Below are 20588 nucleotides of genomic sequence, written 5' to 3' on the forward strand. Positions count from 1 at the left end.
CAAGTGGGCGGCCCTTATAAAAGGACCCTATAGATTGCGCAGCATCTTCAATTAGCAATAAATTATTTTGTTTGGCAATAGCATTTATAGCTTCCATTTCTGCCAATTGACCATAAAGATGCACCGCTAAAATGGCTTTGGTTTTTGAAGTTATTTTACCGTGAATCAAATCGGGATTGATATTGTACGTTTCTAATTTTGGCTCTACTAAAACTGGCACTAAATCGGCTTGAAGAATAGCTAAAATACTTGCGAAATAGGTATTTGCCGGAACGATAACTTCATCGCCTTTTTGAAGTTTTCCGAGTTGAATATATCCTTTAAAAATTAATACTAAAGCATCCAAACCATTACCAACTCCGATACAATGTTTGGAGCCACAATAATCTGCAAATTTACTTTCAAATGTTTTGACTTCATCGCCCAAAATAAACCAACCTTTATCTAAAACCAATTTCATTTTTTGCTGAAACTGCTCTTGATATTGATGATTTATTTTTTGTAAGTCGAGGAATTTAATCATAGCATAACATTTTCTAAAAGATGAAAATCTGACGTTTGAACTTCGTAAAAATTCTGAATCGTAGTTTTGGCATCAAACGTTTCTTTCCAAAACAATAAACCTTGATTAATTTTTTTACCGTTTTGCTCATGAGAAATTCCAAAATCAAAGAAATTTTTATCTTTAAAAACTTGGGTAATCAAATAATTATATAGTAAATCTAAACTTCCTAACTCATTCTTTTGTTCATTCCCAGAGATATACTGCGGATGCGCTACTTTATCAGTAATAAAAACTGTTGATCCGGCAACAATTTTATCATAATTATATACGTTAAAATGACGAATATTGTTTGGGAATTTTTGCTGCAAGTTACTTATTTCTTCAAATGTGTGTACTGGTTTTGAATTGTGCTTTTTTGCCAAATTAGGAATCAATATTTCATTCCAAAACAAATCGAATTTAAATTCTTCTTTAATAACCAAATTGTTCTTTTCGCCACGACGGATGCTTTCTTTACGGGTTTTGGATAAAGTAAAAGGTTTTGTCAAATCTATCACCGACAGACAATCTCTACGAATTAGTTTCGCATTGGCTAAAAACATAACATATTCAATTTCTTCAGAGAAATAAGCTGTGTAAATTGATGGAATTAATTTTAGCTGAAACGTTGTAATATGAACCGAATGCAAAAACACCATGACTTCTTTTGTAATGTCAATTACTTCACCTAATTTGATTTTATTGTCAAAGACAAATCCACCATAAGTCAACCCTTGATGAGAAAAAACAGTATCACCTACTTTATTAGCTGGAAGAATCGAAACCAATTGATCTTCTTCAAAAACCAGCAAAGAAAAATCATGAAATCTATCGGAATGGTATTCCATAAAATCGCGATGAAACAGAAAAGTCGCATTTTTGGCAGTGCTTACAAAGTTGTTCCAAATGGAATAATCCTCAGAAGTATATAATCTAACTGAATAGTTTTTCACCTGTATTTTTTAAACATCGGAAAATTAAACATTTATTTTAAAAAAGTCGCTCTTATTAAAAATTCAATTTTCAAAAATATTGTTTAATTTTATCAACTCAACCGTTTTTGCATTGAATTTAAAACGACTTTTTTTCTTTTTTATTGTTCTTATTTGTTTCATTTTTAAAACTAATGGACAAAATGTATCGTTGTACAACCAGTTCAATGGTCGTTACGATTTTACATTCATAGGCAACACTATGAATACTACTGAAAACAATACTACTTTTGATTTGGTTACTACCACTTCTTCTTCAGCAACACTTTCTTTAAACTCGTCAGATGTAATTGAAAAAGCATACCTTTATTGGGCCGGAAGTGGCGATGGTGATTTTGAAGTCAATTTAAATTCAGAAGTCATAACTCCGGATAGAACTTTCTCTCTTGTCAGGGAATTTCCTGGTCTGACTTTAACCTATTTTAGTGCATTTAAAGATGTAACATCTCTTATTCAGACTACAGGAAATGGTGATTACACACTTTCCAATTTGGACATTTCTCAATTCGAAGAGTTCCATTTTCAAAGAAGAACTAATTTTGCAGGCTGGGCAATTGTAATTATCTATAAAAATAACACACTTCCACTAAATCAAATCAATGTTTACGATGGTTTACAAGGTGTTCCAGATGAATTGTCCATTACTTTAAGTAGTTTAAATGTTATTGATGACAATAATTCCAAAGTAGGTTTTGTTGCCTGGGAAGGCGATTCTGGTTTGGCAACTGAAGAATTCAGAATGAATGGAACATTATTAAGTAGCGCATCAAATCCTCCAAATAATGTTTTTAATGGAACAAATTCGATAACCGGCAGTTCAACTTTGTACAACATGGATTTGGATATTTATGAAATTCAGAACAATATTGCTGTTGGCGATACAAGCGCTGAGATTACGCTTACTTCTTTCCAGGATTTTGTGATGATTAATACAGTTGTTACTAAATTAAACAGTCAATTACCGGATGCGACAGTCTCTATTGACTCCGTTGAAAAACAGTGTGATTCAAAAACAATAGTTGTCAATTATACCGTTTCTAATTTAAATTCCACCAACCCATTACCAACAGCCACTCCAATTTCCATTTACATTGATGGTCAACTATTTCAAACCATAGCGACTTCAGTCGAAATACCAATTGGCGGTTCTATTACCAGTCAAATTACTCTTAATTTACCAGACACAGTTACCTTGGATTTTGAAATTAAATTTGTGGTTGATGATATTAGAGACGGAACCGGAATTGTAGCAGAATTGGTTGAAAATAATAATACGGCTATTGCAAACGATTCGCTTTGGGTTTCACCAACATTTAATCCATTAGAAAATTTATTGGTTTGTAACGAAGGTTTTACGCGTGGCACTTTTGACTTTTCATCTTATGAAGATTTGGTCAAAATAAATCCGGAAGATAGCGTTCGATTTTATGAAACTTTTGAAAATGCGACACTCGATGTTAATCCAATTTTAAATACGACCAATTATCAGGCAATGCAAACCCCAAAAGAAATTTTCACCAGGGTTTTCAATCAAAATTGTTTTAGCATTACTTCATTTTTACTGACCACCAGAAATTGTCCGCCAACGGTTTATAATGTTGTTTCAGCCAATAATGACAGTTATAATGACAATTTTACTATTGGTGGTTTACGCGATATTTTTCTAGATTTTAAATTGGAAATTTACAATCGTTGGGGAAGGTTAATTTGGACTGGAAATCAAAATACCGAAGATTGGAATGGTTACGTCAAAGACGGAATTGGCAATAAAAACGCACCCGATGGCACTTATTTTTATTTGCTGTTCTTAAACGATATAGATTATCCGGAACCTTTAAGTGGGTTTTTATATTTAAATCATTAAAAAAACAAAGTATCTTAGGCGCAATTTAAGTAAAGTATGAAACAAATTACTTCCGCTCAAAATCCTTTTATAAAATCTTTGATTCAGCTTCAGGAAAAAGCTAAAGCCCGAAAACAATCAGGCACTTTTTTGATTGAAGGTATGCGCGAAATTGAGTTAGCCATTAAAGGAAATTACGAAATAGATACCATTTTATTTCTTCCCGAATTGGTTTCAAATAACCAAATAATCAAATTAACAGACTACCCAATAGAGATTTCAAAAGAAGTCTATCAAAAGCTTGCCTATCGAGATACCACTGAAGGAATTTTAGCTGTTGCCAAAACCAAATCACATCAAATGTCTGATTTAAAACTTCCAGAAAATCCTTTGATTTTAGTTATGGAATCCATTGAAAAACCAGGAAATATCGGTGCGATTTTAAGAACTTGTGATGCGGCTAAAATAGACGCTGTAATTATCGCTAATCCAAAAACCGATTTATACAATCCGAATATTGTTCGTTCTAGTGTTGGCTGTCTATTTACTAACCAAATAGCAACAGGAAGCACTGAGGAAGTGATTAATTTTTTAATCCAAAACAAAATCAATTTCTACAGCGCCACTTTGCAGAATTCGACTTCCTATCACACTCAAAATTACACTTTGCCAACAGCTTTGGTTGTAGGCACAGAAGCTTCAGGATTATCTGAACTTTGGCGCAAAAAAGCTACTCAGAATATCATAATTCCGATGCAAGGCGAAATTGACAGTATGAATGTTTCTGTTGCTGCTGCAATATTAATTTTTGAAGCAAAGCGACAACGTGGGTTTTAATTTAGAATTAAGGAGTTGAGATATAGGATTTACGATGCTTTTACTTATCTCTTTTCACTCATCGCTTATCCCTTATTTTTAAATTTTCCATTTGCACAGTTCATTTGTAATACCTAATTTTAGGAATTGATTGAAAATGCTATGATTGAAATAGATTTAGAAGAAGAAAAAAAAGCCATTGCCCGAGAATACAAAGAATTACTTCGCATAAGTTATCAAACGTTAACCGATTCTGATAAAAAACTCATTCGAAAGGCCTTTGATGTTGCAGTTGAAGCTCATAAAGACCAACGCCGCAAATCAGGGGAAGCATATATTTTTCATCCTATTGGTGTAGCCAAAATTGTTGCTTCAGAAATTGGTCTTGGTGCAACCAGTATTGCTGCTGCCTTAATGCACGATGTGGTTGAAGATACCGACGTCACAATTGAAGACATCGAAATGAAATTCAACCCAAAAGTTGCTCATTTGGTTGAAGGTTTGACCAAAATTTCACAAGTTAAAAAAGACATGAACATCTCAATGCAGGCGGAAAATTTCCGTAAAATGTTATTGACTTTGAACGATGATGTACGTGTTATTCTAATAAAAATTGCCGACCGTTTGCACAATATGCAGACTATGGATTCCATGCCCGATTATAAACAAGTAAAGATAGCCTCTGAAACTTTGTATATATACGCGCCACTTGCCCATCGTTTGGGTTTGTACAATATCAAAACCAAACTTGAAGACTTAGGCTTGAAGTATACGGAACCCGACATTTACAAAGATATTGTTAGTAAAATCAAGGAAACGAAAGAAGAACAAGACGAATATATAAAAACAATTTCAGGTGTTTTAAAAAAATCATTAGACGGAGAAGGTGTTGAATATACCATGAAAGGAAGACCAAAATCTATCTATTCTATTCGTAGAAAAATGGCTGTGCAAAACGTAACTTTTGATGAAGTATATGACAAATTTGCTCTGCGGATTATTTATAAATCCAATCTTCACGATGAGAAATTCCTGGCTTGGAAAATCTATTCCATTGTTACGGATCATTATCGCCCAAGTCCGAGTCGTTTGCGCGACTGGATTTCATCACCAAAATCAACTGGTTATGAAGCCTTGCATATCACCGTTATGGGACCAAAAGGTCGTTGGGTAGAGATTCAAGTGCGAAGCGAACGCATGGATGAAATTGCCGAAAAAGGATATGCCGCTCACTACAAATACAAACAAGGCTCAACGGAAGAAAGCGGGTTGGATACTTGGCTTAACTTGTTGAAAGAAGCTTTAGAAAGCTCTGAAACTAATGCCGTTGATTTTGTTGAAGATTTTAAAATGAATCTGTATGCTAAAGAAATTTTTGTCTTTACTCCAAAGGGCGAAATCAAATCATTGCCTAAAGGTGCCACTTCGCTCGATTTTGCTTTTTGTATACATTCTGAGATTGGAATTAAAACACGTGGAACTCGTGTCAACGGTAAATTAGTTCCGCTAAATCACGAATTAAAAAGTGGTGACCAAATAGAAGTTATTACTTCTGTACATCAAAAACCAACAGCCAACTGGCTTGATTATGTAACCACTTCCAGAGCCAAAAATAAAATCAGAAATGTTCTTAACGAGAACACCAAAAAAATTGCAGAGGACGGTAAAGAATTATTGACCCGAAAATTAAAGCATTTAAAAATCACAATCAACGAAAACGTGATCAATGAATTGGTAAATTACTTCAAACTTAAAACAAGTTTGGATTTATTTTATCGCGCTGGAATTGGCTCAATAGAAAACCAACAACTTAAAGATTTTGCTGCTCAAAAAAGCAACACCTTGATGAATTTCTTCAAAAGCAAAATTAAGCGTTCACCAAGCTCAAATCCTGAAGAAATTAACAAGCCCATTCTCAATAGCAATTATGATATGCTAGTTTTTGGTGCAGATCAAGATAAGTTAGATTATAAATTGTCGTCGTGCTGTAATCCAATTCCAGGTGATGAAGTATTTGGGTTTATCACTATCAATGAAGGTATCAAAGTGCATAAAAAAGATTGCCCGAACGCCATTACTCTTCAATCAAATTATGCCTACCGAATCATGCCTGCCAAGTGGATTGATTCATCACAACAAGAGTTTAAAGCTATTTTAAAAATTACAGGTATGGATAGTTTAGGATTGACCAATGAATTGACCAAAGTAATTTCAAACAATATGCATGTAAATATTCAAAGCATTTCTCTAAGTGGTGAAGCCGGAATATTCTATGGTCAGGTTGCAGTAATTGTACAGAATAATGCGATTCTGAAAAAACTCATCGAAAACATCAAAAAAATTGATGGAATAGATAAGGTCACAAGAGTTTATACAAATTAGAGTTAATGTTTATCAACAATTCGTTTAAAACTTTAAACCTATAAACTTTTAAACTTTTAAACTAAAAACTATCTTTGTCACATGACACTAATTGCATCCGATAATACTAAAAATCAAGAAATCGTAAAAAACGTTTTTACGATGTATCTTGAAAACAAAGGACACCGCAAAACACCTGAACGCTATTCCATTCTTCAGGAAATTTATGATAGCGAAGAGCATTTTGATATCGAGAATTTGTATATCAAAATGAAAAACAAAAACTATCGTGTGTCGCGTGCCACCCTATACAACACCATTGAACTTTTATTAGATTGTGGTTTGGTTAGAAAGCATCAGTTTGGACAAAATCAGGCACATTATGAAAAGTCCTATTTCGATAAGCAACACGACCACATCATCATGACAGATACTGGAGAGGTAATTGAGTTTTGCGATCCAAGAATTCAAACCATAAAACAAACTATAGAAGAAATTTTTGGGATTGAAATTCACAACCATTCGTTATATTTCTATGCAAATAAAAAACAATAATCTATGAAGCCTTTGGACTATTTTAAAAAAACTTTTGTTTTTGTTTTTATATTCTATATAGTTTATAAGGCAGTTGGAATGCTGTTCAACAAGTTCTCCGATTTAAATTTACTAAACGTTTTTAAAATTCTATTTATTGCCTTCACAACGGCACTAGTTTTAGGAGTTATAAATTATTTCGCAAAAATAGATTTCTTCACAAAGAAAGGCGATAGAAAACCAAAAGAAGAAAAATAACTACAAACAATACACACACAAATGACCGTAGATTTACTACTCGGATTACAATGGGGAGACGAAGGAAAAGGAAAAATTGTTGACGTCTTAACTTCAAAATATGACATTATCGCTCGTTTTCAAGGCGGGCCAAACGCCGGACATACTTTAGAATTTGACGGAATCAAACATGTTTTAAGAACCATTCCTTCGGGGATTTTTCATAGTAACAACATCAACCTTATCGGAAACGGTGTCGTGATTGACCCAGTTGTTTTCAAAAGTGAAATAGATGGTTTAGCCAAATTTAATCTCGATTTAAAATCTAAATTATTTATTTCGAGAAAAGCTCATTTGATTTTACCTACACATCGTTTGCTTGATGCAGCTTCTGAAATTGCTAAAGGCAAAGGTAAGATTGGTTCGACGCTAAAAGGTATCGGACCAACTTACATGGACAAAACCGGTAGAAACGGAATTCGTGTGGGTGATATTGAACTAGAGGATTTCAAAGAACGCTACAGAGCTTTAGCAGACAAACACGAATCCATGATTGCTTTTTATGGCGTGGAACTTCAATACAATTTAGCTGAATTGGAAAAGGAATTTTTTGAAGCTATTGAAGACTTAAAAAAATTAGATTTTATTGATAGCGAAGAATATTTGGCAAAAGCCCAAAAAGCAGGAAAATCTATCTTGTGCGAAGGCGCACAAGGCTCGTTACTAGATGTTGATTTTGGAACCTATCCTTTTGTAACCTCATCCAATACAACAGCTGCGGGTGCTTGTACTGGTTTAGGAATTGCTCCGAATAAAATTAAAGAAGTGTACGGAATTTTTAAAGCGTATACCACTCGTGTTGGTTCAGGTCCATTTCCTACCGAAGATTTTGACGAGGCAGGCGACGTGATGGCAAGTGTAGGTAATGAATTTGGCTCAGTAACCGGAAGAAAAAGACGTTGTGGTTGGCTGGATTTAGTTGCCTTAAAATATGCAATCCAAATTAATGGTGTAACCCAGCTGATGATGATGAAAGGCGATGTACTTTCAGGTTTTGAGACTTTGAAAGTTGCCACGGCATATAACTACAAAGGAGAAGTCATACACCATTTACCATACAATATTGAAGAAGAAAACGTCACTCCTATTTACACCGAGTTTAAAGGATGGAAACAAGATTTGACGGGTTTAAACACTTTTGAGAGCTTACCTAAAGAACTCAAAGACTACATCGAATTCATTGAACGAGAAGTTGAAGTACCTATAAAAATCGTTTCAGTAGGTCCAGATAGAAAACAGACGATAAAGAGATAAAAAAAGAAACCCTTTCATCCTTGAAAAGGTTTCTTATTGATATAAATTTAGATTATAACTTAAATATAAAACTCTCGCTCGGCTTTACACTCAACTTTATTGTGCCTTTACCATCGGCTACTTTTAACTGCGCTGTGCTTCCATATAGTTGATCTTTCACATCATAAAATCCATCTTTGATATTCCACGATTTTATTACATCTTCTGGTACTATCAACTCAAAATGGCTGGTTGTTACCCATGAAAAATTAACTACTACTATTAGTTTTTCCTTAGCTGTCCAACGAACATATGAATACATTCCTGGGTCATAAGCTTTGGTTTCATTTCTGTTAATCGTTTGAATTTCTTTGAATTTACCCATCAAAGCGTCGCTATTTAATGTAAAGTTTAGCAAACGTTTGTAAAAATCTCTTAAGTCCTTTTGGCTTTTCGATAATTGTCCACCATCAAATTTACCACCATTCATCCAGCGTTGGTGATGTGGAACGCCAACATAATCAAATATAGAGGTACGAGAATGGGTTCCAAAACCAGCATTTTCTTTTCCATCTTCGCCTACTTCCTGCCCGAAATAAATCATGGTTGGTGATGAACTAATTGTTGCAGAAACCACCATCATTGGTTTTCCTTTTTCGGGAGTTCCAGCAAATTCTGGACTGGCTAATCGTTGTTCATCATGGTTATCTAAAAAATGTAACATATGATGCTCAATATCCACCATATTGTTTTGAATATCTGATAATGCATCGGGCATTGTTTTTCCTTGTATTACTGCTTTTAAATGGTCATAGGTTTCGACTTTGTCATACAGATAATCCATTTTCCCTAGATTAATATAGTTTCTATATTCTTTAGGATTGTATACTTCAGCCAATAAAAATGCTTTTGGATTCTTCATCTTTATGGCTGAATTCATATAACTCCAAAACTCATAAGGTACCATTTCTGCCATATCAAAGCGGAAACCGTCTACACCTTTTGCTGTCCAATACAAAGCAACGTCACGGAATTTTTTCCATGAATTTGGAACATCTTTGTCTATCCAAAACTCATAATGCGCTTTACAGTTTTTTTTGTCAAATCCTTCTGGCAACTCCGGAAAATCTTTTGAACCATCAGGTTTGATTCCATAATTCACTTTTACGGTTTCATACCAATCATTAATGTCTGGTTTGGCCTCGCGCGAACCGTTGCCTGTCCATTTTGCTGGAAATTCGTTAAACTTACCATCAATCAATGGATTTTTTTCACCATTTAAAGGTTGGTAAGTTGTCGATGTTGGCACTTCAAATGCTTTGCCGGGAATGTAATAAAAGTTATTGTCTCTAGCATATTCTACCGAAGTATCATCATCTGCACCAAAATCGCGAACACCTTTCGGATTACTTAAACTATGATAATTTCTGGCGATGTGATTCGGCACTATATCGATAATCACTTTAAGTCCATTCTTGTGTGTTCGTGCAATTAATGCTTCGAATTCTTCCAATCGCTTTGACGGATCAACAGCTAAATCAGGATTTACATTGTAGTAATCTTTCACTGCATAAGGAGAACCAGCACGGCCTTTTACCACATCGGGATCATCATTAGAAATACCATATTTAGTATAATCTCTAATCACATCGTGATGCGGAACTCCGGTATACCAAATGTAAGTCACGCCTAATTTTTTAATTTCCTGTAAAGCTTTGTCAGTAAAATCGTTAAACTTGCCAACGCCATTTTCTTCTATAGTCCCCCAAGGTTTGTTAGTGGTATTTTTGTTTCCAAATAAACGGGTAAAAACCTGATATACTACATCTTTTTTAGGCGATGTTAAAACTTTGGGATTGGCACTCATTGAGGCCTTTTTTTGAGCAAAGGTAGTGTTTGCAATAGCACAACTAATTACTATCGCAAATGTTAAACTTGTTTTCATACTATACTAATGGCTTAAAAAAGGTTAAATAGTCATAGACACAAATATAGAAATATATGTAACATAAATAATTCTTAATAACCATTTTCATTGTTCCGAATTTCATAAATTTGGCACAAATATAAACTCATTGAAAAAGTTACTTTTTTACATATGTTTTTTGTTCTTTACATTGACCAGTGGAAATGCGCAGAAATCTTCCAAAATAAATGTAGAGTATTCCGATTTTGCGGATATAAACCAAACTGAAATTCCAGACGCTTTATTGCTTACAGGTCATGTTCGTGTAAGTCACGAAGGCGTTGTTTTTACTTGTAACAAAGCCTATTTTTTTCAAAAAGAAAATTATATCAAAGCTTTTGGCGAAGTTCAAATGATTCAAGGCGACACCCTTTTTCTAAATAGTAAATACGCCGAATACAATGGTGAAGTAAAAAAAGCCTATGCAACCGGCAATGTAATAATGCGTTCTCCTGAATCGACTTTGGTTACTGATACTATCAATTTTGATCGAAATACACAGGAAGCATTTTATAACTCTTACGGGAAAATTACGAATAAAGAAAATACATTAAAAAGTAAATCTGGAAGGTATTTTGCCAACGAAAAGAAATTTAAATTTCTAACCACAGTTACGATTACCAATCCAAAATATACTATCAAGTCAAATCATTTGGATTACTATACCAACTCAGGTCACTCATATTTATTTGGTCCATCAACCATCACCAGTAAAGAGAATTTCATATACACTGAAAAAGGATTTTACGATACCAAAAAGAACTTCGCCTATTTCAAACGGAAGTCCTACATCAAATACAAAGACCGTCGAATTGAAGGCGATAGTTTGTACTACGATCGAAACCGGGAATATGCTTCAGCAACTAATAATGTAAAAATTACCGATTCAATCAATAAAGGAATTATCAAAGGGCATTATGCCGAAATTTATCGCAATCTAAAAACGGAGAAAGATTCGATGATGATTACTAAAAGGGCTGTAGCCATATCATTAGTAGAAAACGATTCAATGTATATCCACGGGAAGAAAATGTTGATTACCGGAAAAACGGGCGACCGAATCATTCGTGCTTTTAATAACGTCCGATTTTATAAAACGGATATGAGCGGGAAATGCGATTCTATTCATTCCAATCAAAAAATTGCTTTAACAAAACTAATTGGCAGACCTATACTTTGGAATTATGACAACCAAATGACTGGCGATATCATGCATCTTATTGGAAATAACAATACTCAAAAACTTGATTCGCTTAAAGTGCTGAACAATGCCTTTATTATATCCAAAGATACAATTGGGAATGGTTATAATCAGGTGAAAGGGCAAAATCTTTATGGAAAATTCAAAGATAATAAACTAACCGAAGTTGATATTATTAAGAATACTGAAGTCATTTATTACCTTCGAAATGACAAACAAGAACTCATAGGCATCAACAAAAGCGTGGGTAGTAAGATTAATTTGATATTAGAAAAAAACACCATTGAAACTATAACTGTATTTAACAATCCTGATGGCGACGTATATCCAGAGAAAGATTTGCCCGAAAACGCAAGGAAACTGCGCGGTTTTGTTTGGCGTGGCGATGAACGGATAAAATCCAAAGACGATATTTTTCCTCCGGAAGAAAATGAAATGGATGCCAAAATACAGGCAGAAAAGAAAGTTGAAATGGCTAAAGAGAATGTTCCGTTGGAGCCGAGTAAAGAAACATTGGATTATGATAAAAACAATCCAAAACCAATGGTAAAATAGTTTTCAGTCACAGCATTCAGTTCGTATACTATAACTTTGTGAACATTGCGTAAAACTATGCGCATTTGTGGTTAAAAAAAATGAAACAAGATTTCCTAAAATACCAAGCACAGACTTCACCTTATCCTCTGGGTATGGAAATTTCACATGCAGTTGGTTCTTATATATACGATACGAATAACAAAAAATATCTTGATTTTGTGGCCGGAGTTTCGGCTGTAAGTTTAGGACATCAGCATCCAAAAGTCAATCAGGCCATCAAAGACCAATTGGATAAATATTCTCATGTTATGGTGTATGGCGAATATGCACAACATCCATCCGTAGCTTATTGCAAATTGTTAGTTGAAAATTTACCACCAAATTTAAACAAAGTTTATTTGGTGAATTCCGGTACCGAAGCCTGCGAAGGTGCTTTAAAATTGGTTCGTAGAGTAACCGGAAGAAGTCAATTAATATCTTGTCATAATGCTTATCATGGTAATACTATGGGGTCAATGAGCGTAATGGGTTTTGAAGAACGCAAACAAATTTTCCGCCCGTTAATTCCCGATGTCGATTTTATTACTTTCAATAACGAAGAAGATATTCAAAAAATAACAACCAAAACAGCCGGAATAATCCTAGAAAGTATCCAAGGCGGCGCCGGTTTTATTGAACCCCAGAATGATTACTTAGTCAAAATCAAAAAACGTTGCGAAGAAGTGGGTGCCTTACTGATTTTGGATGAAATCCAACCCGGCTTTGGGCGCACAGGAAAACTGTTCGGTTTTGAAAACTACAATGTTATTCCCGACGTAATAATAATAGGAAAAGGAATGGCCGGTGGAATGCCTGTCGGCGGTTTTGTAGCCAACGAAAAATACATGGATTTATTAAGCCATGATCCTAAATTAGGACATATTACCACTTTTGGCGGTCATCCTGTCATTGCGGCAGCTTGTTTAGCTACATTGGAAGAAATTTTAGAAAAAGACTACAGCAATCAATCTCTGGCAAAAGAAAAACTGTTCCGGGAGCTTTTGGTACATCCTTTGATTGAGCAAATCCGCGGAAAAGGATTGATGCTAGCTGCAATGACAAAAAATAGTGAAATTACCAATAAAGTAATTTTAAAATGTCAAGAAAAAGGTTTGATTTTATTTTGGCTACTTTTTGAAAGTTGCGCTATCCGAATTACTCCACCGTTAACAATATCTGAAAATGAAATCAGGGAAGGATGCTCCATATTCATTGAGGCTATGGACGAGATTTTGAGCGAATTAAAAAATTGTTAATTAAATTGTTTACAATAATAATCGCTGCTCACTAAATAAGCACTGTCTTTCCTTAATTTTATTAAGGTTAATTTTAACACCTATTGGTATGCACCTAGATCACGAAGAAGAAGACTACAACTTATCCTTATCGAAATTTGAATCGATGTTGAAAACTAACAAAGTACTCTTTTTCGACTCAGAGGAATTCGAGAAAATCATTCTCCATTATCTTGATATGGGAAAGGCCACTTTAGCTAAGAAGGCTTTAAAGTTAGGTTTGGAACAACACCCAAAATCAAGCGGATTAAAACTTGTTCAAGTAGAAATGTTGGTGTATGATGATAAACTAGATCAAGCTGAAAAGTTACTTAACGAACTTTACGCAATCGAACCTACTAACGAAGAAATTTTTATTCAAAAAGCCAATATTTATTCTAAAAGAGATAATCACGAAAAAGCTGTGGAATTTTTACAAACAGCTTTGAAATATACCGAAGATTTTCCAGATGTATACAACCTTATTGGAATGGAATATCTTTTTATGGATAATCTGGAATTGGCAAAAGAAAACTTCATAAAATGTTTAGAAGAAGATTTTGAAGATCAATCCGCACTATACAATGTAGTATATTGTTTTGAATTTTTAGATCAAAATTTGGAAGCCATTGAATACCTTAAAACATATATCGAAAGAAATCCATATAGCGAAATAGCCTGGCACCAATCCGGAAGATTATATTATGGTGTTAAAGATTATGAAAACGCAGTCCGTTCTTTTGAATTTGCAACCTATATAGACGAGGAATTTGTTGGCGCTTTTATGGAAAAAGGCAAAGCTTTAGAGCGATTAAAACGCTATGAAGAAGCTATTGAAAGTTATAAGAAAACTATTGAATTAGATGACCCAACCTCTTATGCCTTGTTGCGTATTGGTAAATGTTATGAAAAACTCGGCAATAAAGTACAAGCCCTGAAATTTTTCAACAAAACAGTACACGAAGATCCATTGTTAGACAAAGGATGGATTGCAATTACTGATTTTTATGTTCGTCAAAAAAATTATCAAAAAGCGTTGTATTTCGTCAATAAAGCCTTAGCTATTGATGACCAAAATCGCTTGTATTGGAAACGTTTTGCAACCATTAACAAAGCGATGGACCAATTTGAAGAAGCTGAATTTGGTTATAGAAAAGCTATTGAATTTGGTGACTATCAGCTAGATACTTGGTTATTTTGGGTAGACATTATGCAAATAATGGGAGAATACAATAACGCTATTTTAACTTTAATTCAAGCAGCGGAATACTTCCCAGATGATTACGAAATAGAATATCGTATGGCCGGTTTTCATATGCTTTTGAACGAGGAAGAAAAAGGAAATTTTCACTTAAGTAATGGTTTGAGACTTAACTTTAAACACCGCGCCATTATAAAAGAATTATTTCCGACTATTTGGGATAGAACTACTGTTCAGGAATATATTGCAAAACACAAAAAACCAGAATAAATGTCGCAAAGACAATTTGGTTTACTCGGCAAAAACATTAGCTATTCCTTTTCAAAGAAATACTTTAACGATAAATTTGCTTTGGGAAACATAGCCGATTGCTCTTACGAGAATTTTGACATTCAAAACATTGAAGAATTCCCGAAAATCATTGCCAATAATCCCGATTTGATAGGATTAAATGTTACCATTCCCTATAAAGAAAGTATCATTCCCTTTCTGCATAAACTCTCTAAAAACGCTACTCAAATTGGCGCCGTAAATGTGATACGAATTTCCAAAAAAGGCAACTTAAAAGGATACAATTCCGATTATTATGGTTTTATGAAATCTTTAAAACCATTACTTAAACCGCATCATAAAAAAGCATTAATTCTCGGAACCGGTGGCGCAGCCAAAGCAGTTTCGTTTGCTTTAGACAAACTTGGAATTCTATACACTTTTGTGACTCGTGAAGAAAAAGAGGGCATGATTGATTACAATCGAATCAATGCTACTACTTTTGATAATTATCAGATTGTGATCAATTGTACACCCATTGGCACAAGTCCAAACACGAAAGAATTTCCTCCAATTCCATATAATTTTTTCACTGAAAAACACATCGCATTTGATTTAATATACAATCCAGAAGAAACCCAGTTTTTGAAAAAAACCAAAAGGAAAGGTGCTATTACCAAAAATGGTTACGAAATGTTAGTCTTACAAGCAGAAAAAGCCTGGAAGATTTGGAATTAATAAAATTAACTACCAAATAAGCCTTATAAGTTTTTAAAGACTTAAACAAACTTATATGACTTATATGGTTCAAAAAAATATATGAACATCAAAATTTTAACCATAGGGAAAACCGACAACAAAGCGTTGCAATCGCTAATTGATGATTACACAAAGCGTTTGTCTTTTTACATTAAGTTTGATTTAGAAATTATTCCCGATATTAAAAACGTCAAAAACCTTTCAGAAAGTCAGCAAAAAGAAAAAGAAGGAGAACTGATTTTGGCTAAACTCGTACCAACAGACCAATTGATTTTATTAGATGAAAAAGGGATTACTTTTTCAAGTGTTGCTTTTTCAGATTATCTGCAAAAAAAAATGAATTCAGGAGCGAAAACTTTAGTTTTTGTAATTGGCGGTCCATATGGCTTTAGCGATGAAGTCTATCAAAAAGCACAAGGCAAAATTTCACTTTCTCTAATGACATTTTCGCATCAAATGGTACGCTTATTTTTTATCGAACAATTATATCGTGGATTTACTATTCTCAGAAACGAACCGTATCATCATCAGTAAAAGTAAAATTTACGAAATATGATTTACGAAGTTCAGTATATGTATTCCTTTTTTGTATTGATACTAATTCCTTTAGGAGCAATCAAATGCTTTACAAAAAATTGATACTGTAAATACTTTCCAAACGACATTCCCTTATCATATGCAAAAACAACTCTTGAAGCCGGAATCGGTTTTGAATCCAAAAATGTCTGTAACTCATTTTTAGAAAAAACTTCATCCTCAAAATGAACCAAATCATTTCGGTCTAAATAAAAATAGATTACATTAAAATCGGGTTTCTCTAACTTATATTTCACTTTGGTAAAAGGAAAGAAAGCCATAGTTTTTTTAATCGTATCTGTATAAATAAAATAATTTTCAGACTTTAGACTTTTATTTATGGTTGAAGTTTTTTTGTCTTGTAGTTTTTTAATTTCCAATATCACTTTTCGCAATGGCAAACGCTTATCTATATTAAAAAACAAATTGTTCGAACTAATTGATTTGTTGCTGTTAACTTCAATTAAAGTGTCTTTTTCTTCTGTTTTGAAAAAGAAATAAATCGGAGAATAATCTTTTACATCGTCTACGACAGTTTCATTGGCTTGAGGCAAGACAACTTCTTTATTTTGACACGAAGACAAAAAGAATAAAAGAACTAAAACAACTATTCCTTTCATAATTGACTAACTAACTTTATGGTTTCCATAGCCTCTTTTACATCATGAACCCGAAGGATGTTGGCGCCTTTTTGCAACGCTATGGTATTTAAAACTGTTGTCCCATTTAGTGCAAATTCGGGTGAAGTTTCGAGCGTTTTGTATATCATTGATTTTCTTGAAACGCCAACTAATACAGGTAATTCGAGCATTTTAAATAACTCTAAATTATTCATAACATCAAAATTTTGGTCTTTTGTCTTGGCAAATCCAAATCCGGGATCGATTAGCAAATCACAGATTCCCAAACTTCTTGCTTGCGCTACTTTCTCTGAAAAGTAAAACAGCATTTCTTTGATAATTTTTTCATAATTCGCCATACTTTGCATTGTTTTCGGATTACCTTTCATGTGCATCATTATATAAGGAACATGAAGTTTGGAAACTGTTTCCATCATTGCTGCGTCCAAACTTCCTGCAGAAATATCATTGATAATGCATGCACCGTTTTCAATCGCTGCTTTCGCCACTTTAGCACGAAAAGTATCAACAGAAATCGATGTGTCAGGAAAATGCTTTAAAACTAATTCAATAACTGGAATTAATCGGCTAATCTCTTCTCCTTCGGAAACAAACTCTGCACTTGGTTTACTAGAATAAGCTCCAATATCAATAAAAGTAGCACCCTCAGAAAGCATTTTTTCAACTTGGAAAAGCACACTTTTATCATCAGAATGTTTGCCGCCATCGTAGAACGAATTTGGAGTGACATTCAATATTCCCATTACTTTGGGAGCTGTTAAGTCAATTAGCTTTCCGAGGCAATTAATAGTCATAGGTAATCTTAATTGAGTAATAAAATTTTGTACTTTGTACTTCAATCTTAATTCTTTACTTTTGGTGAAATTTGACACAAAGATACACTGAAATGAGTAAAACTTCTCAAGAATATGATAAGGTTATCGCAATTTGCCGACAACTTTTCACTAACAAAATGCAAGATTATGGAAGTGCCTGGAGAATCTTGAGATTGCCATCATTAACCGACCAAATATTCATCAAAGCACAACGTATTAGAAGTTTACAACAAAACGAAATTCGAAAAGTTGACGAAGACGAAACTGGCGAATTTATTGGGATTATTAACTATTGTATTATGGCTTTAATTCAATTGAATTTAGGTGTTGTAGACCAACCCGATTTAGATTCGGCTAAAGCCATTAATTTGTATGATGAGAAAATTGCCGCTACAAAGTCACTTATGGAAGACAAGAATCATGATTATGGGGAAGCTTGGCGCGAAATGCGTGTTAGTTCGTTAACCGATTTGATTCTCCAAAAGTTACTTCGCGTAAAGCAAATTGAAGATAATAAAGGAAAAACTCTGGTTTCAGAAGGCATTGATGCCAATTATCAAGACATGATTAATTACTCCGTTTTTGCGCTAATTTTAATGAAATTTGGACAACAATAAAATAATTCCAACCTATGGCAACTGAAACCCCAAAAAAATACATCGCGTGGACACTAAGAATAATTGTAGCGGTTCTTTTTATAGTTTCTGCTTTAGCAAAACTATCAAAAGCACAATTGTTAGATTCCCCTTATTTTGCAATTTCAACGTTTGAAGTGAAACAATTATATCCAATGGGGTTTTCTGAAGGTTTTGCTCCATTCTTCTCTCGAATACTTATCGGAATTGAATTAGCATTAGGATTATTATTGTTACAGAAAAACTATTTGCGTAAATTCATTATTCCGATTACCATTTTATTATTGTCTGTATTTATAGGCCATTTGAGCTATGTGACTTTTTTAAGTGGTGGAAATACCGGAAACTGTGGTTGTTTCGGAGAACTTATTCCTATGACTCCGATAGAAGCTATCATTAAAAACATAGTAGCTGTAGGAATGTTAGCTTATCTGTTTGTTTTGTTGCCAAAAGACACTAAAACCGGAAACTTTTGGATTTTGACGACTGTACTTTTTGCAACAATTTTAGCTATTTTTATGTTGGCTCCAATACAGCCACCGGCAAGTAACTTTGAAGTTTCAGTTCCGGAAGAAACAACAACGGATACTATTCAACAAGAAACTATAGACACTACAGCTATTTTAGTTTCAAAAGATACTTTAAAGAAAATTGAAGCTAAAAAAACCGAAGTGAAAAAAGAAATTACTGAGCCTGAAAAACACAAATCAGGTTATGCTTCCTATTTTTCTAAAATTGACACCGGAAGAAAAACGCTTTGCTTTTTTGTGCCTGGTTGCGACCATTGTCGAGAAGCAGCAAAAGAGTTGACCGAATTGAAACAAAAAAATAAAAATTTTCCTGAAATTTCGATTATTTTTATGAATGAAGAAGCTGATTTAATTCCTGACTTTTTCAAATATGCTGGAGCCGAATATCCATACAAAATAATTGAAGTCATCCCTTTTTGGAAAGTATTAGGTTCAGGAAAAGATACTCCGGGGGTGAAATATTTGTGGAACGGAAATGAATACAAATATTATTATGGTATTACTGAAAATAAATTTGACCCTGTTGACTACCAAAAATTTATTAATAAACCATTTTCTGAACTGAAAAAATAAATTAGTCCTATTTCTTTTTACTATTTTTATAAATTATACTTTAGATTATGATTGAATACATAATGTCGAAAAGACTTCATGAGCGAGCATCAATAGGAATTGGTGCTTGTATTGTAATATTTATTTTAGGCTATTATATTTTAGAACATATTTCTACAATGGAAGATCCACCTCTAGGAAACACCATTTATATACTAATTGGAAGTGCTTTGATATTTTCTTCTGGATTAGGCATACTTTTAATTATAAAATATATTTATGACAGTAAGAAGAAAAAAGAAAGACGCGAGCGACGAAGAAAAAAACATAAAATCTTTTATTTAAAAGATCAAAATAAACAGTAAGATCTTGACTAATACATTATACCCCAAATTCAAAAAAAATATGAAAAAAATTGCTCTCTATTTACTTACAACTATGACTGCTTTATCTTGTAGCAATGCACAAAACAAAGAATTTTCCGAAGAGAGTTTATCAAAAAAAATAATTTCTGTCGATAATAAAGAAATTTCTTTTAGCGAAATATTAAAAAAACATAATGGTAAAGTTACAGTAATTGAAGTTTGGGCATCTTGGTGCAGCGATTGTGTAAAAGCTATGCCAAAAGTAAAAGAAATGCAAACCAATAATCCAAATGTAGATTATGTATTTATCTCAATGGATAAAGCTTATGACAAATGGCAGGCCGGAATTGAAAAACATGAATTAAAAGGTGACCATTATTGGGCAACCGATGGCATGAAAGGAGAATTTGGAAAATCTATAGATTTAGATTGGATTCCGAGATATATTATTATTAATAAAAAAGGTGAAATTGTAATATATCGTGCTATTGAAACTGATTTTGAAAAAATCAATAAGCAATTAAAAAAACTTGAGTAATGAGACAAAAAATTGTTGCAGGCAATTGGAAAATGCACAAAAATGCTGAAGAAACAGAAGATTTATTAA

General features: G+C 33.5%; 20 protein-coding genes. 15 read left to right on the top strand and 5 right to left on the bottom strand.

Annotated elements, in window-relative coordinates; translation table 11 throughout:
* Together ACOYLP_RS04655 and ACOYLP_RS04660 are read right to left on the bottom strand one after the other, a co-directional pair.
* A partial coding sequence (locus ACOYLP_RS04655; RefSeq protein WP_422855018.1) for a DegT/DnrJ/EryC1/StrS family aminotransferase occupies nucleotides 1–523 on the bottom strand: 523 nt, incomplete at its 3' end.
* Nucleotides 520–1497, bottom strand: a complete 978-nt coding sequence (locus ACOYLP_RS04660) for a GNAT family N-acetyltransferase (protein ID WP_422855019.1) — start codon at nucleotides 1495–1497, stop codon at nucleotides 520–522. The genes ACOYLP_RS04660 and ACOYLP_RS04655, both read right to left, overlap by 4 nt.
* A 190-nt stretch (nucleotides 1498–1687) precedes the next feature.
* Between ACOYLP_RS04660 and ACOYLP_RS04665 the strand changes: the two genes are divergently transcribed.
* The 6 genes from ACOYLP_RS04665 to ACOYLP_RS04690 all read left to right on the top strand — a co-directional run bounded on the left by ACOYLP_RS04665 (nucleotide 1688) and on the right by ACOYLP_RS04690 (nucleotide 8641).
* Complete coding sequence (locus tag ACOYLP_RS04665; protein ID WP_422855020.1) at nucleotides 1688–3400, top strand: gliding motility-associated C-terminal domain-containing protein; 1713 nt, start codon at nucleotides 1688–1690, stop codon at nucleotides 3398–3400.
* Between the two features lie 36 nt (nucleotides 3401–3436).
* Nucleotides 3437–4216, top strand: coding sequence for a TrmH family RNA methyltransferase (locus tag ACOYLP_RS04670; RefSeq protein WP_422855021.1), 780 nt, complete (start codon nucleotides 3437–3439; stop codon nucleotides 4214–4216).
* Nucleotides 4217–4357: 141 nt separating this feature from the next.
* Nucleotides 4358–6577, top strand: a complete 2220-nt coding sequence (locus tag ACOYLP_RS04675; RefSeq protein WP_422855022.1) for a RelA/SpoT family protein — start codon at nucleotides 4358–4360, stop codon at nucleotides 6575–6577.
* An 81-nt stretch (nucleotides 6578–6658) separates the two neighbouring features.
* Nucleotides 6659–7111 carry a Fur family transcriptional regulator gene (locus ACOYLP_RS04680; RefSeq protein ID WP_422855023.1) on the top strand — a complete coding sequence of 151 codons (453 nt, stop codon included), beginning with the start codon at nucleotides 6659–6661 and terminating at the stop codon, nucleotides 7109–7111.
* A gap of 3 nt (nucleotides 7112–7114) precedes the next feature.
* Entirely contained in the window at nucleotides 7115–7348 is a 234-nt protein-coding gene (locus tag ACOYLP_RS04685) for a hypothetical protein (protein ID WP_422855024.1), read from the top strand.
* Nucleotides 7349–7369: 21 nt separating this feature from the next.
* Nucleotides 7370–8641, top strand: a complete 1272-nt coding sequence (locus tag ACOYLP_RS04690; RefSeq protein ID WP_422855025.1) for an adenylosuccinate synthase — start codon at nucleotides 7370–7372, stop codon at nucleotides 8639–8641.
* Between the two features lie 52 nt (nucleotides 8642–8693).
* On the opposite strand, the gene ACOYLP_RS04695 is transcribed toward ACOYLP_RS04690, so the two are convergent.
* Nucleotides 8694–10565 (bottom strand): alpha-amylase family protein, encoded by a 1872-nt coding sequence (locus ACOYLP_RS04695; protein WP_422855026.1) that lies wholly within the window; start codon nucleotides 10563–10565, stop codon nucleotides 8694–8696.
* Nucleotides 10566–10695: 130 nt separating this feature from the next.
* Here ACOYLP_RS04695 and ACOYLP_RS04700 point away from each other — a divergent pair, with 130 nt between their 5' ends.
* The 5 genes from ACOYLP_RS04700 to rlmH all read left to right on the top strand — a co-directional run bounded on the left by ACOYLP_RS04700 (nucleotide 10696) and on the right by rlmH (nucleotide 16401).
* On the top strand, nucleotides 10696–12342 hold the full coding sequence (locus ACOYLP_RS04700; protein ID WP_422855027.1) for an OstA-like protein: 1647 nt from the start codon (nucleotides 10696–10698) through the stop codon (nucleotides 12340–12342).
* 80 nt (nucleotides 12343–12422) lie between these two features.
* The gene (locus tag ACOYLP_RS04705; protein WP_422855028.1) at nucleotides 12423–13619 is read left to right on the top strand and encodes an aspartate aminotransferase family protein; all 1197 of its coding nucleotides are present in this window, start codon (nucleotides 12423–12425) and stop codon (nucleotides 13617–13619) included.
* Between the two features lie 88 nt (nucleotides 13620–13707).
* Nucleotides 13708–15108: a tetratricopeptide repeat protein gene (locus ACOYLP_RS04710; RefSeq protein ID WP_422855029.1), complete on the top strand. Its 1401-nt coding sequence runs from the start codon at nucleotides 13708–13710 to the stop codon at nucleotides 15106–15108.
* Nucleotides 15109–15846, top strand: a complete 738-nt coding sequence (locus tag ACOYLP_RS04715; protein WP_422855030.1) for a shikimate dehydrogenase family protein — start codon at nucleotides 15109–15111, stop codon at nucleotides 15844–15846.
* Between the two features lie 81 nt (nucleotides 15847–15927).
* A complete protein-coding gene (gene rlmH / locus ACOYLP_RS04720; protein ID WP_422855031.1) occupies nucleotides 15928–16401 on the top strand; it encodes a 23S rRNA (pseudouridine(1915)-N(3))-methyltransferase RlmH in 474 nt (157 codons plus the stop codon).
* Nucleotides 16402–16433: 32 nt separating this feature from the next.
* On the opposite strand, the gene ACOYLP_RS04725 is transcribed toward rlmH, so the two are convergent.
* Nucleotides 16434–17063, bottom strand: a complete 630-nt coding sequence (locus tag ACOYLP_RS04725) for a hypothetical protein (RefSeq protein ID WP_422855032.1) — start codon at nucleotides 17061–17063, stop codon at nucleotides 16434–16436.
* Complete coding sequence (gene folP / locus ACOYLP_RS04730; protein ID WP_422855037.1) at nucleotides 17060–17878, bottom strand: dihydropteroate synthase; 819 nt, start codon at nucleotides 17876–17878, stop codon at nucleotides 17060–17062. Before folP ends, ACOYLP_RS04725 begins: the two co-directional genes overlap by 4 nt.
* Nucleotides 17879–17970: 92 nt before the next feature.
* Here folP and ACOYLP_RS04735 point away from each other — a divergent pair, with 92 nt between their 5' ends.
* From ACOYLP_RS04735 to ACOYLP_RS04750, 4 genes are read left to right on the top strand one after another with little or no spacing between them, the layout of a single operon-like run.
* On the top strand, nucleotides 17971–18516 hold the full coding sequence (locus ACOYLP_RS04735) for a DUF1599 domain-containing protein (RefSeq protein WP_422855033.1): 546 nt from the start codon (nucleotides 17971–17973) through the stop codon (nucleotides 18514–18516).
* 14 nt (nucleotides 18517–18530) lie between these two features.
* Complete coding sequence (locus ACOYLP_RS04740) at nucleotides 18531–19637, top strand: MauE/DoxX family redox-associated membrane protein (RefSeq protein ID WP_422855034.1); 1107 nt, start codon at nucleotides 18531–18533, stop codon at nucleotides 19635–19637.
* Between the two features lie 47 nt (nucleotides 19638–19684).
* Nucleotides 19685–19981 (top strand): hypothetical protein, encoded by a 297-nt coding sequence (locus ACOYLP_RS04745; RefSeq protein WP_422855035.1) that lies wholly within the window; start codon nucleotides 19685–19687, stop codon nucleotides 19979–19981.
* Between the two features lie 40 nt (nucleotides 19982–20021).
* A complete protein-coding gene (locus tag ACOYLP_RS04750) occupies nucleotides 20022–20519 on the top strand; it encodes a TlpA family protein disulfide reductase (RefSeq protein ID WP_422855036.1) in 498 nt (165 codons plus the stop codon).
* The last annotated feature ends 69 nt before the right edge of the window (nucleotides 20520–20588 follow it).

It is taken from the genome of Flavobacterium sp., assembly GCF_049318325.1.
Classification (GTDB): domain Bacteria; phylum Bacteroidota; class Bacteroidia; order Flavobacteriales; family Flavobacteriaceae; genus Flavobacterium.

Bases quoted from the DNA above. Each gene is read 5' to 3' on its own strand.
- ACOYLP_RS04670 (WP_422855021.1), top strand. From the start codon at position 3,437: ATGAAACAAATTACTTCCGCTCAAAATCCTTTTATAAAATCTTTGATT.
- ACOYLP_RS04675 (WP_422855022.1), top strand. From the start codon at position 4,358: ATGATTGAAATAGATTTAGAAGAAGAAAAAAAAGCCATTGCCCGAGAA.
- ACOYLP_RS04680 (WP_422855023.1), top strand. From the start codon at position 6,659: ATGACACTAATTGCATCCGATAATACTAAAAATCAAGAAATCGTAAAA.
- ACOYLP_RS04685 (WP_422855024.1), top strand. From the start codon at position 7,115: ATGAAGCCTTTGGACTATTTTAAAAAAACTTTTGTTTTTGTTTTTATA.
- ACOYLP_RS04690 (WP_422855025.1), top strand. From the start codon at position 7,370: ATGACCGTAGATTTACTACTCGGATTACAATGGGGAGACGAAGGAAAA.
- ACOYLP_RS04695 (WP_422855026.1), bottom strand. From the start codon at position 10,565: ATGAAAACAAGTTTAACATTTGCGATAGTAATTAGTTGTGCTATTGCA.
- ACOYLP_RS04705 (WP_422855028.1), top strand. From the start codon at position 12,423: ATGAAACAAGATTTCCTAAAATACCAAGCACAGACTTCACCTTATCCT.
- ACOYLP_RS04710 (WP_422855029.1), top strand. From the start codon at position 13,708: ATGCACCTAGATCACGAAGAAGAAGACTACAACTTATCCTTATCGAAA.
- ACOYLP_RS04715 (WP_422855030.1), top strand. From the start codon at position 15,109: ATGTCGCAAAGACAATTTGGTTTACTCGGCAAAAACATTAGCTATTCC.
- rlmH (WP_422855031.1), top strand. From the start codon at position 15,928: ATGAACATCAAAATTTTAACCATAGGGAAAACCGACAACAAAGCGTTG.
- ACOYLP_RS04725 (WP_422855032.1), bottom strand. From the start codon at position 17,063: ATGAAAGGAATAGTTGTTTTAGTTCTTTTATTCTTTTTGTCTTCGTGT.
- folP (WP_422855037.1), bottom strand. From the start codon at position 17,878: ATGACTATTAATTGCCTCGGAAAGCTAATTGACTTAACAGCTCCCAAA.
- ACOYLP_RS04735 (WP_422855033.1), top strand. From the start codon at position 17,971: ATGAGTAAAACTTCTCAAGAATATGATAAGGTTATCGCAATTTGCCGA.
- ACOYLP_RS04740 (WP_422855034.1), top strand. From the start codon at position 18,531: ATGGCAACTGAAACCCCAAAAAAATACATCGCGTGGACACTAAGAATA.
- ACOYLP_RS04745 (WP_422855035.1), top strand. From the start codon at position 19,685: ATGATTGAATACATAATGTCGAAAAGACTTCATGAGCGAGCATCAATA.
- ACOYLP_RS04750 (WP_422855036.1), top strand. From the start codon at position 20,022: ATGAAAAAAATTGCTCTCTATTTACTTACAACTATGACTGCTTTATCT.